Raw genomic sequence first — 12,516 nt, forward strand, 5'->3', positions numbered from 1 at the left:
GGGCGCCCCCTCGCGCGTGTCCGGGGGCGCGATCCGCCCCGACCGGGACGGACGCGCGGGGGACCGCCCGGCCTACTCCAGCGACTGCTCCATGCGCGCGATGTCGGCCTTCTGCTCGGCGATCACGTCGTTGGCCATGCGCATCACCGTCTGGTCCCTGCCTTCGGCCAGCACCTCCTCGGCCATGGTGACCGCGCCCTCGTGGTGGGCGGTCATCAGCTCCACGAAGAGGCGGTCGAACTCGTCGCCCTCGGCCGCCGCCAGCTGTTCCAGCTCCTCCTCGGTGGCCATGCCCGGCATGTCGCCGTGGTCCACCTCCAGCTCGCAGGTGGGCACGTCGCCGCTCTCGTCGTGGTGGGTGCCGTCCCCCTCCAGTCCGCAGAAGTTCTGGTGCGCCGGGTTCTCCCTGGCCGGTCCGAAGACGTTCTCCTCCAGCCAGCTCTCCATGGCGGTGATCTCAGGGCCCTGGGCGTCTGCGATGCGGTCCGCGATGAGCTCGATGTCCTCGCGCTCGTGGCGCTCGGGCACCAGGTCGGTCATCTCCAGGGCCTGCGAGTGGTGCTCGATCATCATCACCAGGTAGGTGACGTCGGCCTCGTTGTGCCCCTGCTCCTCGGCGAGGGCGGCGATCTGGTCGGCCGTGGCGGGGGAGGACGACTCCCCGGGCGCGCCGGGGGCGATGACGTTGGCCGACTCCTGTTCCTGCCCTTCTCCCCCGCCCGTACAGGCTGAGGCTCCGAGCAGGGCGAGAGCGGTTCCGGCCGCGAGTACCAGGCGACGCACGAGGTGTCCTCCGATGGGGTGGGGTGCGGACGGGGCCGCCGCACCGGCGGGCACTGTGCCTTGGGGCAACGTCCTGCGGGCTTTCTTACTCACTCGACGGGTGTTCTGTCCAGTCCCGGGCCCGGGTCGGTGCCGTCTCGTTCGATTTCGCGCTGCCGTGCTCGGGAGCCGGGACGCTCGTCAAGCCGGGGACTTCTGTCTTCTTTTGGCCTTCTGAAGTGTTGTATGTCCGTTCTCGGCGTTTCGTCTGGTTATTACCAATGGAGAGGAGTAAAACCCATAGTAGTCAGTTGGATGCTTTGTGTATTTCCGGGGGGTGTGCGGTGGTGTCGGAGGCGCGAAGGCACGCGAACGGACTGCGGTGGGGGACGCTCGGCACGGTGCCCCTCCTGGTCACCGCCCTCCTGGCAGTCCCCGGGGCGAGGGCCGACGGGGTGAGCACCGGCGGAGGCGTCGTGCACGTGGCCAACCTGCCCAGGCCGGAGGGGCTGGACGGCGCCGCGTCCTACAACTCCGACCTGGCGTTCAGCGGCGACTACGCCATCGGCGGCAACTACGACGGCTTCGTCGTCTACGACATCTCAGACCCGGAGAACCCGAGCCGGGTGTCCACGGTCGTGTGCCCCGGGAGCCAGGGCGACGTGTCGGTCAGCGGCGATCTGCTCTACCTCTCGGTGGACTACCCGCGCGCCGACAGCGAGTGCGGAGCCCCCTCGGTGTCGGCCACCGACGCGGACGGCTTCGAGGGCATCCGGATCTTCGACATCTCCGACAAGGCCAACCCGCAGTACGTGTCGGCGGTGCGCACCGACTGCGGTTCGCACACCAACACCCTGGTGCCGGGCAAGGACGGCGAGCGCGACTACGTGTACGTCTCCTCCTACTCGCCCTCGGAGGCCTTCCCCAACTGCCAGCCGCCGCACGACAGGATCTCCGTGGTCGAGGTGCCCCTGGCGGACCCGGCCTCGGCCCGGGTGGTCAGCGAGCCGGTGCTGCTGCCGGACGGCGGCCACGGGACCACCACCGGCTGCCACGACATCACCGCCTACCCCGAGCGGGACCTGGCCGCCGCGGCCTGCCTGGGGGACGGCCTGCTGCTCGACATCTCCGATCCGGTGAACCCGGTCGTCACCGAGGTGGTCCAGGACGAGAACTTCGCGTTCTGGCACTCGGCGACCTTCACCAACGACGCCCGCACCGTGGTCTTCACCGACGAACTCGGCGGCGGACACGCGGCCACCTGTGACGCCGGGACGGGGCCCGAGCGGGGGGCCAACGCGGTCTACTCGCTGGACCAGAGCCGGGCGGAGCCGAAGCTCGAATTTCGGAGCTACTACAAACTGCCTCGCCATCAGGCCGAAACTGAGAACTGTGTGGCGCACAATGGTTCGCTGATCCCGGTCCCCGGCCAGGACTACTTCGTGCAGTCCTGGTACCAGGGCGGCGTCTCGGTCATCGACCTCAACGACCCGGCCGCCCCCGAGGAGATCGGCCACTTCGACCGCGGCCCCTGGAACCCGGACGCCCTGACGACGGCGGGCTCGTGGTCGGCCTACTACTACAACGGGTACGTCTACTCCTCAGACATCATGCGCGGGCTCGACGTGCTCCGGCTCACCGACTCCCGCCTTGCGGGGGCCGAGGAGGTGCGGATGGAGGAGTTCAACCCGCAGTCGCAGCCGTCCACGCCCTCCGGCTGAACCGTCGGCCGCGGCGCACCGGAGGCCTCCGGTGCGCCGCGCGGCACCCGGGGTTAGGCGCCTTGTGTAGTCGAATCGGGCCAGCTGGACACCGTGTTAAGAACAAGGTTTCTTTTGTCTCCCCCTATACATATAGATGTTGAACTGTGTACCTTCTTCCTGTTTCGCTCCAATCGGAATCAGGAGTACACAGGATGGCGTCATCCCCCCCGACCCCCACCTCCCGGCGCGCCAGACGCGGACTGACCGGAGTCTCCCTCGCCGGAGCGGCGGTGCTCATGGTCGGACTCCTCGGCCCGGCCTCGGCCGCGGCGGACGACGAGTTCGCCAGTGACGCCGACACCAGTGCCAACATCACCCATGTGACCAACGTCCCGAAGACCGAGGCCATGAGTGACTTCAACTCCGACCTGGCCTTCAGCGGCGACTACGCCATCGGCGGCAACTACGACGGCTTCGTCATCTACGACATCTCCGAGCCGGAGGAGCCGCAGGTCGTCTCCGAGGTCCTGTGCCCCGGCGGTCAGGGCGACGTGTCGGTCAGCGGCGACCTGCTCTACTTCTCGGTGGACTACCCCCGGGCGGGCACCGAGTGCGGAGCCCCCTCGGTGCCGACCACCGACCCGGACGGCTTCGAGGGCATCCGGATCTTCGACATCTCCGACAAGGCCAACCCGCAGTACGTGTCGGCGGTGCGCACCGACTGCGGTTCGCACACCAACACCCTGGTGCCGGGCAAGGACGGCGAGCACGAGTACGTGTACGTCTCCTCGTACTCGCCCTCGGACCGCTTCCCGAACTGCCAGCCCCCGCACGACAAGATCTCCGTCATCGAGATCCCCGTCGACGAACCGTCCGAGGCCGCGGTCATCGACACCCCGGTGCTCTTCCCCGACGGCGGTAACACCGGCACCGCGGGCTGCCACGACATCACCGTCTACGCCGAGCGCGACATCGCCGCGGGCGCCTGCATGGGCGACGGCGTGCTGATGGACATCTCCGACCCGGCCGCGCCGGTCGTCACCGAGGTGGTCCAGGACGACAACTTCGCGTTCTGGCACTCGGCGACCTTCACCAACAACGGCCAGACCGTGCTGTTCACCGACGAACTCGGCGGAGGCGGCGGCGCCACCTGCAACGAGGAGATCGGCTCCGAGCGCGGCGCCAACGCCATCTACGCCATCGGCGGCGGCCAGGACTCCCCCGACCTGGAGTTCGAGGGCTACTACAAGCTGCCCCGTCACCAGGCCGACACCGAGAACTGCGTCGCGCACAACGGCTCGCTGATCCCCGTCCCCGGTCGCGACTACTTCGTGCAGTCCTGGTACCAGGGCGGCGTCTCGGTGATCGACTTCAACGACCCGGCCGCCCCCCGCGAGATCGGCCACTTCGACCGCGGCCCGATCAGCGAGGACAACCTCGTCCTGGGCGGCTCGTGGTCGGCCTACTACTACAACGGCTACGTCTACTCCTCCGACATCACCCGCGGTCTCGACGTCCTGAAACTGGAGGACCCCCGGTTCAGGGTGGCCGAGCAGGTGCGGATGGACGAGTTCAACCCCCAGTCCCAGCCCGAGTACCGGCCGGGCCGCGGCAACGGCCGCTGACCGCACGGGTGCCCCGGGCCCCGAGGGGGACCGGGGCACCCGCCCGAACGCCGCCCGGCCCGTGGCCGGGTGACGAACGACCGGGGCCGCGGCCGTGTACGCCGCGGCCCCGGCGCGTCAACCCCCACCCCCTAGTGCACACAGGAGAACCCATGCCCGCACCTCCCGCAGCACCACGGGCCAGGAAGGCGCTGCGGCGCACCGCGGCCCTCGCGTCCGCCGCGGCCGCGTCCCTGCTCCTCGGGCTCCTCGGCCCGGCCGCCGCCCAGGCGGACGAGGCGCCCGCCGAAGACATCCACAGCGACAACATCACCCACGTCGCCCACACGCCCAAGCCCTCGGCCGTGCGCAACGTCAACTCCGACCTGGCCTTCAGCGGCGACTACGCCATCGGCGGCAACTACGACGGCTTCGTCATCTACGACATCTCCGAGCCGGAGGAGCCGCAGGTCGTCTCCGAGGTCCTGTGCCCCGGCGGTCAGGGCGACGTGTCGGTCAGCGGCGACCTGCTCTACTTCTCGGTGGACTACCCCCGGGCGGGCACCGAGTGCGGAGCCCCCTCGGTGCCGACCACCGACCCGGACGGCTTCGAGGGCATCAGGGTCTTCGACATCTCCGACAAGGCCAACCCGCAGTACGTGTCGGCGGTGCGCACCGACTGCGGTTCGCACACCAACACCCTGGTGCCGAGCAAGACCGGCGACAGCGACCTGATCTACGTGTCGTCGTACTCGCCCTCGGAGGCCTTCCCGAACTGCCAGCCCCCGCACGACAAGATCTCCGTCATCGAGGTGCCGCACGACGCGCCCGAGGAGGCCGCGGTCGTCAACGAGCCGGTCCTGTTCCCCGAGGGCGGCAACCACGAGCAGGACGGGCTGCTGCTGCCAACCCAGGGCTGCCACGACATCACCGTCTACGCCGAGCGCGACATCGCCGCGGGCGCCTGCATGGGCGACGGCGTGCTGATGGACATCTCCGACCCGGTGAACCCGATCGTCACCGAGGTGGTCCAGGACGAGAACTTCGCGTTCTGGCACTCGGCGACCTTCACCAACAACGGCCAGACCGTGCTGTTCACCGACGAGCTCGGCGGTGGCGGCGCTCCTACCTGCACCGAGGAGGTCGGCCCCCACCGCGGCGCCAACGCGATCTACGAGGTGGGCGGCGGCGACTCGCCGGAGCTGGAGTTCGCCAGCTACTTCAAGATCGACCGCCACCAGGGCGACCAGGTTTGCGTGGCGCACAACGGCTCCCTGATCCCGGTGCCCGGCCAGGACTACTTCGTGCAGTCCTGGTACCAGGGCGGCGTCTCGGTGATCGACTTCAACGACCCGGCCGCCCCGAGCGAGATCGGCTTCTTCGACGTGGACTCCCGCGTCGAGGAGGGCGTGCAGGACAACGACACCTGGTCGACGTACTACTACAACGGCTACGTGTACTCGTCCGACATCGAACGCGGCCTGGACGTGCTGCGGATCGACGATCCGCGCGTGCGCGCGGCCGAGCGGGTGCGGATGGAGGAGTTCAACCCGCAGAGCCAGGAGAGCTACCGGCCGGGGCGGCGCTGACGGCGGGTAGGGGCTGACGGGCTCCCCGAGCCCGCGGACCGGGCGGGGGCGGTGCCGCGGCACCGCCCCGCCTCCTATGCCGTGGGCTGCTCCTGCGCCGTGGCCCCGGTTCGTGTCCGGCCCCCGGGCGCCGGACACGAACCGGAGGCAGGAGCACGGGGGGTTGTCCACAGCGGCGGGAGAGCGCTTCCGGGCCGGGTCCCGACGGCGTAGGCTCGATTCCGGGGGAGCCGCGCCCCGGCGCCGGGGAACCCCGACCCCCGTATCCGAGTGTCCCGCGCCGGTGCCCGGCGCCGCCAGAACCTCCTCCGCCCCGTGGACGACGTGGGCGGTCGGGGTTGGGCGGTCGAAGACCGCGCGGCCGCGCGGTCTCAGCCGAAGAGGCGGTCGGTGGGGGCCTCCACGGCCTCCAGGACCCGGCCGGTGAAGTAGACCGTGCCCAGGGCCAGCACGCGTTCGCCGAGCGCGCGCAGGGCCGCGGGGGACAGGTCCGCGGCGTCCATGCGGCCCCAGCGGTCCGGCAGGGCGTGCTCGAAGCGCAGGTGGGCCTCGGGCAGGCGCACGGCGGTCACGGGCAGGTCGCCCAGGACCTCCACCGCCCCCGACACGTCCTTGTGGTCGGGCAGGCACAGCAGCACGTGGTCCACCCCGCCCCACAGCCCGCGGGCGTGGGCCAGGGCGGCGGCGACCCCGTTGCGGTCGATGGCCGAGTCCACGACCACCTCGGCCTCCGGCGCGGTAACGCCCTCCGCCGGTTCGCCGCCGCGTGTCCCCCCGGGACGGCCGGACGCTCCTCCCGCCCCCGAGGGCACGGCGTGGCGGGACAGCCTCCCCGGCAGCCGGACGGTGCCCAGCACGGCGTGCAGCCGCTCCCGGTCCAGGGGCGGGCGGCCCAGGTGGTCCAGCATCCGCGAGGCCGCAGCCGTCCCCAGCACCCCCGAGGCCGCGGACAGCCCCGGCGGGCGCAGCCCGGGCGGCGGCTCCACCCCCGGCCCGTCCGGATCGACCACCTCGGCCGGCACCCGGCCCCCGGTGACCTCGGCCAGGGCGGCGTCGGCCGCGGCGGCCGCCTCCGCGGTCTGCGGCAGGCGCACCAGCGCGCGGGTCCGCTCTCCGGCCACCCGCGCCTTCTCCCGGGCGATCTGCGCCACGGTGTCGCCGAGGACGCCCACGTGCTCGGCGAAGACCTTGCCCAGGGCGACGACCTCCGGGCCGACCAGGCGCAGCTCGTCGCGGTGACCGCCCATCCCGGCCTCCAGCACGCACACGTCGGCGTCCACCTCGCGGGCGCGCAGCAGGCCCGCCACCAGGAACAGCCCGCTCGGCGCCAGGTAGCCGCCCGACTCCTCCACCGGCGAGAGCTCCCGGCTGGCGGCCGCGATCCGCTCGCCCAGCGCGTCCAGTTCTCCGTCGGCCACCGACGTCCCGTCCACCCGTACACGCTCGCGGTAGGAACGGAAGCTCGGCCCGGTCACCAGCACCGTGCGCAGCCCGGCCGAGGACAGCGCCGCGGCCGCCGTGGTCGCGGTGCTCCCCTTGCCCTTGGAGCCCACCACCCCCAGCACCGGCGGGCGCCCGGCGTCCAGGTCCAGCACGCGCATCAGCGCCGCGGCGCGCTCCAGGCTCCGGGTCTGACCGGGGCGGCGCTGCGCCCACTCGGAGAAGAAGGGGTCAAGGCTTGGCATGGTCCCAGTATGGTCTGCGCGACACGGGCCGCCGGTTCCTTTACCCGGGGACCGTGCCCAGGTGGGGGCGCGTAGACTGGCGCGGGTGTACACCCCGAACACACGAGACACCGAGACACCGTGAGCGAAGCCAGCGCCGAGCGGCGCTACGCCGAGGTGACCGCGGAGATCCTCTCCCGAGCGCCCGAGTCCGACATCGATCCTCGACTGGACCGGGTCCGCACCCTGCTGGACCTCCTGGGCGACCCGCACCGCAACTTCCGGGCCGTCCACGTCACCGGCACCAACGGCAAGACCTCCACCGCCCGCATGATCGACGCGCTCATGCGCGGGCGGGGCCTGCGCGTGGGCCGCTACACCAGCCCGCACCTGCGCACCGTGCGCGAACGCATCGTCATCGACGGGGAGCCCATATCCCAGGAGCGGTTCGTCGAGGCCTACGACGACATCCGCCCCTACGTCGAGATGGCCGACTCGATGAACGACGCACCGCTGTCGTTCTTCGAGATCCTCACGGTGATGGCCTACGCCGTCTTCGCCGACGCCCCCGTGGACGTGGCCGTCGTCGAGGTCGGCATGGGCGGCCGGTGGGACGCCACCAACGTCGTCGACGGCGACGTCGCCGTGGTGACCCCCATCGGGATCGACCACACCGAGTACCTGCCCGACACGGTGGAGGGCATCGCCGAGGAGAAGGCGGGCATCATCAAGCCCGACTCCGTGGCGGTCCTGGCCCAGCAGCCGCTGCCCGCAGCCGAGGCCCTGGTCCGCAACGCCGCGGAGGTCGGGGCCCGGGTGGCCAGGGAGGGGCTGGAGTTCGGCGTCACCTCCCGCGAGATCGCCGTCGGCGGCCAGCAGATCGCCCTCAAGGGCCTCACCGGCAGCTACGAGAACCTGTTCCTGCCCCTGTTCGGGGAGCATCAGGCCGGGAACGCCGCCGTGGCCCTGGCCGCGGTCGAGGCCTTCGCCTCCTCCGGGGACGACGCCGGGGGCCTGGACCCGGCGATCGTCGCAGAGGCCCTCGCGGGAGTGGACTCCCCCGGCCGCATGGAGGTCGTGCGCACCAGCCCGACCATCATCGCCGACGCGGCGCACAACCCGGCCGGAATGACCGCCACCGCGGCGGCCGTGGAGGAGGCCTTCACCTTCTCCCGGCTGGTCGGGGTGGTCGCGATCATGGCCGACAAGGACGTCGAGGGGATCCTCGAACCCCTCGAACCACTGCTCGACGAGATCGTCGTCACCCGTAACTCCTCCCCGCGCTCCCTCGAACCGGAGCGGCTGTCCAACGTCGCCCAGCACGTCTTCGGTGAGGAACGCGTGCACGTGGAGCCCCGACTCGACGACGCCATCGACCGGGCGGTGGGCCTGGCCGAGGAAGGCGGGGAGTTCGGCGGCACCGGTGTACTGGTCACCGGATCGGTCGTCACCGCCGGTGACGCCGTCCACCTGTTGCGCGGTGCGCAGGAGTGACGGGCCAGGTCTACTACGAAGGGAACCCGCCGTGCGTGTAGTCTGCGCCGTCATCCTGGTGTTCGAGGTCATCGTGATCGGCCTCTTCATCCCCGTCGCCGTCTCCCTGGAGGGGATGGACCCGGTCCTGGCCGGGAGCCTGTGGGGAGGGATGGCCGTCGCCGCCCTCGTGCTCTCCGGGCTCCAGAAGCACCGCTGGGCGCACTACGCGGCGTGGGTGCTGCAGGCCGCCTTCCTGTTCACCTCCTTCCTGGTCTCCGGGGCGGTGCTGATCGCCGTGGTGTTCGTCTCCCTGTGGGTGACCGGCGTCATCATGGGCCGCCGCACCGACGAGATGAAGGCCGCCCACCTGGCCCGCGCCGAGGCGGAGGGCGCCGGGCGGGGCGAGGACGCCGGGGCCTCCGCGCCCACGCGCCAAACGCGATAGTGTGACGCAGGTCCGGGCGGGCGGCCCGGGGAGAACCCTCCTCCTGCGGCCCCCGCACCTGTGACCCATCACCCGATTCCTCCGCGTGCGGCCGCTGCCGTGGGCGGGTGCCCACGTGCGCCACGCGGAGCCCCAGTGAGGAGTTGACACGCACGTGGAGCGCACTCTCGTTCTCATCAAGCCGGACGGCGTCCGCCGCAACATCGTCGGCGAGGTCATCTCGCGCATCGAGCGCAAGGGCCTGAAGCTGGTCGCCATGGAGCTGCGCACGCTCGACGCCGAGACCGCCAAGACGCACTACGAGGAGCACGCCGAGCGCCCGTTCTTCGGCTCGCTCGTCGAGTTCATCACCGGCGGTCCCCTCGTGGCCATGGTGGTCGAGGGCGAGCGCGCGGTGGAGGCGTTCCGCGCCCTGGCCGGCGCCACCGACCCGGTCACCGCCACCCCCGGCACCATCCGCGGCGACTTCGCGCTGGAGGTGCAGCAGAACATCGTGCACGGCTCGGACTCCACCTACTCCGCCGAGCGCGAGATCAAGCTCTTCTTCCCCGACCTGTAGGGGAGACGGCACGGCCGCGGGCCCCTCGGCATGTGGGACCCGCGGCCACGGGCGACTTCGGTCGGTTCGTCCGCCGACGGGGCAACAATTCGGTGTGTTTGCGTAACGGACTAAGTGCTGACCGTTACGATACGGGGGACTCAACACCTATCGTGCCGGAACGACTACGTATGGTCGCCCCGGGCAACCACGTCCGACACGGCGCCTCTGAGGACGTTACATGCCGAACAACCTTGCTTTTCTCGGCCGGGACATGGCCGTCGACCTGGGTACCGCCAACACGCTCGTGTACGTGCGAGGACGCGGCATCGTTCTGAACGAGCCGTCGGTGGTCGCGCTCAACACCTCAACGGGCCGAATCGTCGCTGTCGGCATCGAGGCCAAGCAGATGATCGGCCGCACGCCCACCAACATCACGGCCATCCGTCCCCTGAAGGACGGTGTCATCGCCGACTTCGAGATCACCGAGCGCATGCTGCGCTACTTCATCCAGAAGATCCACCGTCGGCGCCACTTCGCCAAGCCGCGCCTGATCGTGGCGGTGCCCAGCGGCATCACCTCGGTCGAGCACCGCGCGGTCAAGGAGGCGGGCTACCAGGCCGGCGCGCGCAGGGTCTACATCATCGAGGAGCCCATGGCCGCCGCCATCGGCGCCGGGCTCCCCGTCCACGAGCCCACCGGGAACATGGTCGTGGACATCGGCGGCGGCACCACCGAGGTCGCCGTGATCTCGATGGGCGGCATCGTCACCTCCCAGTCCATCCGCGTGGGCGGCGACGAACTCGACCAGGCCATCGCGACCTTCGTCAAGAAGGAGTTCTCGCTGATGATCGGGGAGCGCACGGCCGAGGAGCTGAAGATGGCCATCGGCTCCGCCTACCCGACCGGCTCGGAGGAGATCCGCGCCGAGGTGCGCGGGCGCGACCTCGTCAGCGGGCTGCCCAAGACCATCGTCCTGTCCGAGAGCGACGTCCGCCAGGCGATCGAGGAGCCGGTCACCGCCATCGTCGACGCGGTGCGCACCAGCCTGGACAAGTGCCCCCCGGAGCTGTCGGGCGACATCATGGACCGCGGCATCGCCGTCACCGGCGGCGGAGCGCTGCTCCGCGGGATCGACGAGAGGCTCCTGCACGAGACCGGGATGCCCATCCACGTCGCCGACAACGCGCTGGACTCCGTCGCCGTCGGCTCGGGCACCTGCGTCGAGAACTACGAACGGCTCCACCAGGTACTCGTCCCCGAACGGCGGAGGTGACCCATGTTCCGCGACTCGCGCAGATCCCGCGTACTCCTCGCCGTACTCGTGGCCGTGGCGGTGGCCCTGCTCGTCCTGGACGCCCGTCCCGGCGCCAACCCCGTCACCTCCGTGGCCCGCACGGGCGGCGAACTCGTCTTCGCGCCCGCCGCCGCGGGCGTCACCTGGGCGACCGGGCCCGTGACCGGTCTCTACGAGGGCCTGGTCAGCGGCCCCGAATCCGAGCGCGTCGCCGAGCTGGAGCAGGCCAACGCCGAGCTGGAGGACGACCTGCGGGCCGCCCGCATCGACGAGGCGCGCGCCGAGCAGCTCGACGCGATGCTGGGGCTGGCCGGTCTGGGCGGCTACGAGATCGTCCCCGCCCAGTCCGTCACCCACGTCACCGCGCGCGGTTACGCCGACACGGTCACCATCGACGCCGGCACCGACTCCGGTGTGCGCCCGGACATGACCGTCGTCAACGGCTCCGGCCTGGTGGGCAAGGTGATCGAGGCCGGTCCGAGCACCGCCACCGTCATGCTCGCCACCGACGTCAACTCCGCCGTCGGCGCCCGCTTGGAGGCCACGCGCAAGATCGGCGTCGTCCGGGGCGGCACCGTCCCCGGCGGCCCCGACGCCGAACTGACCCTGGAGCTGTTCGACCTCCAGGCGCCGGTCGAGGCCGGGGACCGGCTGGTCACGCTCGGCTCGCACGAGGGCGCGCCCTTCGTGCCCGGCGTGCCGGTCGGCACCGTCGAGGAGGTGCAGGTGGCGCCCGGCGCGCTCAGCCGCCTCGCCCGTATCGCCCCGGCCGTGGACTTCTCGTCCCTGGACGTGGTGGGCGTCGTGGTCGGGGGTCCCGACGAGGACCCGCGCGACTCCGTGCTCCCGCCCCGACCCGACAAGGGGGAACGATCATGAGGAACGCAGCGACCATGGTCCTGGTGGCCGTCGCCGTCCTCGCCCAGGCCACCGTGGTCAACCGGCTCCCGTTCGAGTGGGGGGCCGGGCCCGACCTCGTGGCCGCGGCGATCGTCGCGGTCGCCCTGAGCACCAGCCCCGCCGCCGCCGCGGCGTGCGGTTTCGCCGCCGGACTGGCCATGGACGTCCTGCCGCCCGCCGAGCACGCGCTGGGCCGCTACGCCCTGGTGCTGTGCGTGGCCGCCTACCTGCTGGCCCTGCTGCACAGGAACACGGGCTCCGCCGGGGCCCTGGGCGGCAGGCCCTCGGTGTGGGCCCTGATGGCCGCCACCGCCGTCACCGCCGTGGGGGTGGGCCTGGGCTACGCGCTGGTCGGCGTGCTCATGGGCGACCCGCGGGTGTCGCTGGCCGCCGTGGCGGTCAACACCCTCGTCGGCGCCGTCCTGACCACCCTGGTCTCACCGCTGGTCACGCTTCCGCTGCTCTGGGCGCGGGGGGCGTTCTCCGACAGCGAGCTCGCCGGAGTCCGGGGCCCGGTGTCCCCGGGGGGGTGGTGAGC

Annotated in this window: 11 protein-coding genes; 9 read left to right on the top strand and 2 right to left on the bottom strand. The window is 71.5% G+C overall.

Annotation, left to right across the window (positions count from 1 at the left end; translation table 11 throughout):
* Nucleotides 1-72: 72 nt before the first annotated feature.
* Nucleotides 73-783, bottom strand: coding sequence for a DUF305 domain-containing protein (locus KGD83_RS08100; RefSeq protein ID WP_212643231.1), 711 nt, complete (start codon nucleotides 781-783; stop codon nucleotides 73-75).
* Between the two features lie 380 nt (nucleotides 784-1,163).
* Here KGD83_RS08100 and KGD83_RS08105 point away from each other — a divergent pair, with 380 nt between their 5' ends.
* From KGD83_RS08105 to KGD83_RS08115, 3 genes are all read left to right on the top strand, one after another.
* The gene (locus KGD83_RS08105; protein ID WP_394358100.1) at nucleotides 1,164-2,483 is read left to right on the top strand and encodes an LVIVD repeat-containing protein; all 1,320 of its coding nucleotides are present in this window, start codon (nucleotides 1,164-1,166) and stop codon (nucleotides 2,481-2,483) included.
* A gap of 194 nt (nucleotides 2,484-2,677) precedes the next feature.
* Nucleotides 2,678-4,090 (top strand): hypothetical protein, encoded by a 1,413-nt coding sequence (locus tag KGD83_RS08110; RefSeq protein ID WP_212643233.1) that lies wholly within the window; start codon nucleotides 2,678-2,680, stop codon nucleotides 4,088-4,090.
* Nucleotides 4,091-4,242: 152 nt separating this feature from the next.
* On the top strand, nucleotides 4,243-5,658 hold the full coding sequence (locus tag KGD83_RS08115) for an LVIVD repeat-containing protein (protein WP_212643234.1): 1,416 nt from the start codon (nucleotides 4,243-4,245) through the stop codon (nucleotides 5,656-5,658).
* 371 nt (nucleotides 5,659-6,029) lie between these two features.
* Here the strand turns inward: KGD83_RS08115 and KGD83_RS08120 are convergent, their stop codons facing one another.
* Nucleotides 6,030-7,343: a folylpolyglutamate synthase/dihydrofolate synthase family protein gene (locus tag KGD83_RS08120; RefSeq protein WP_212643235.1), complete on the bottom strand. Its 1,314-nt coding sequence runs from the start codon at nucleotides 7,341-7,343 to the stop codon at nucleotides 6,030-6,032.
* Between the two features lie 120 nt (nucleotides 7,344-7,463).
* Between KGD83_RS08120 and KGD83_RS08125 the strand changes: the two genes are divergently transcribed.
* From KGD83_RS08125 to mreD, 6 genes are all read left to right on the top strand, one after another.
* Nucleotides 7,464-8,816: a bifunctional folylpolyglutamate synthase/dihydrofolate synthase gene (locus tag KGD83_RS08125; protein ID WP_212643236.1), complete on the top strand. Its 1,353-nt coding sequence runs from the start codon at nucleotides 7,464-7,466 to the stop codon at nucleotides 8,814-8,816.
* A 31-nt stretch (nucleotides 8,817-8,847) separates the two neighbouring features.
* Nucleotides 8,848-9,243 (top strand): DUF4233 domain-containing protein, encoded by a 396-nt coding sequence (locus KGD83_RS08130; protein WP_212643237.1) that lies wholly within the window; start codon nucleotides 8,848-8,850, stop codon nucleotides 9,241-9,243.
* Nucleotides 9,244-9,397: 154 nt separating this feature from the next.
* Nucleotides 9,398-9,802, top strand: a complete 405-nt coding sequence (ndk, locus tag KGD83_RS08135) for a nucleoside-diphosphate kinase (RefSeq protein WP_013154401.1) — start codon at nucleotides 9,398-9,400, stop codon at nucleotides 9,800-9,802.
* Between the two features lie 220 nt (nucleotides 9,803-10,022).
* Nucleotides 10,023-11,057, top strand: a complete 1,035-nt coding sequence (locus tag KGD83_RS08140) for a rod shape-determining protein (RefSeq protein WP_013154400.1) — start codon at nucleotides 10,023-10,025, stop codon at nucleotides 11,055-11,057.
* Between the two features lie 3 nt (nucleotides 11,058-11,060).
* The gene (gene mreC / locus KGD83_RS08145; protein WP_212643238.1) at nucleotides 11,061-11,957 is read left to right on the top strand and encodes a rod shape-determining protein MreC; all 897 of its coding nucleotides are present in this window, start codon (nucleotides 11,061-11,063) and stop codon (nucleotides 11,955-11,957) included.
* Entirely contained in the window at nucleotides 11,954-12,514 is a 561-nt protein-coding gene (gene mreD, locus KGD83_RS08150) for a rod shape-determining protein MreD (RefSeq protein ID WP_212643239.1), read from the top strand. The genes mreC and mreD overlap by 4 nt, the downstream gene beginning before the upstream one ends.
* Nucleotides 12,515-12,516: the final 2 nt, after the last annotated feature.

The organism is Nocardiopsis akebiae (genome assembly GCF_018316795.1).
GTDB lineage: Bacteria > Actinomycetota > Actinomycetes > Streptosporangiales > Streptosporangiaceae > Nocardiopsis > Nocardiopsis dassonvillei.

What these genes read in the sequence shown, in the direction of transcription:
- KGD83_RS08110 (WP_212643233.1), top strand. Translation starts at nt 2,678, where the DNA reads ATGGCGTCATCCCCCCCGACCCCCACCTCCCGGCGCGCCAGACGCGGA.
- KGD83_RS08115 (WP_212643234.1), top strand. Translation starts at nt 4,243, where the DNA reads ATGCCCGCACCTCCCGCAGCACCACGGGCCAGGAAGGCGCTGCGGCGC.
- KGD83_RS08120 (WP_212643235.1), bottom strand. Translation starts at nt 7,343, where the DNA reads ATGCCAAGCCTTGACCCCTTCTTCTCCGAGTGGGCGCAGCGCCGCCCC.
- KGD83_RS08140 (WP_013154400.1), top strand. Translation starts at nt 10,023, where the DNA reads ATGCCGAACAACCTTGCTTTTCTCGGCCGGGACATGGCCGTCGACCTG.
- mreC (WP_212643238.1), top strand. Translation starts at nt 11,061, where the DNA reads ATGTTCCGCGACTCGCGCAGATCCCGCGTACTCCTCGCCGTACTCGTG.
- mreD (WP_212643239.1), top strand. Translation starts at nt 11,954, where the DNA reads ATGAGGAACGCAGCGACCATGGTCCTGGTGGCCGTCGCCGTCCTCGCC.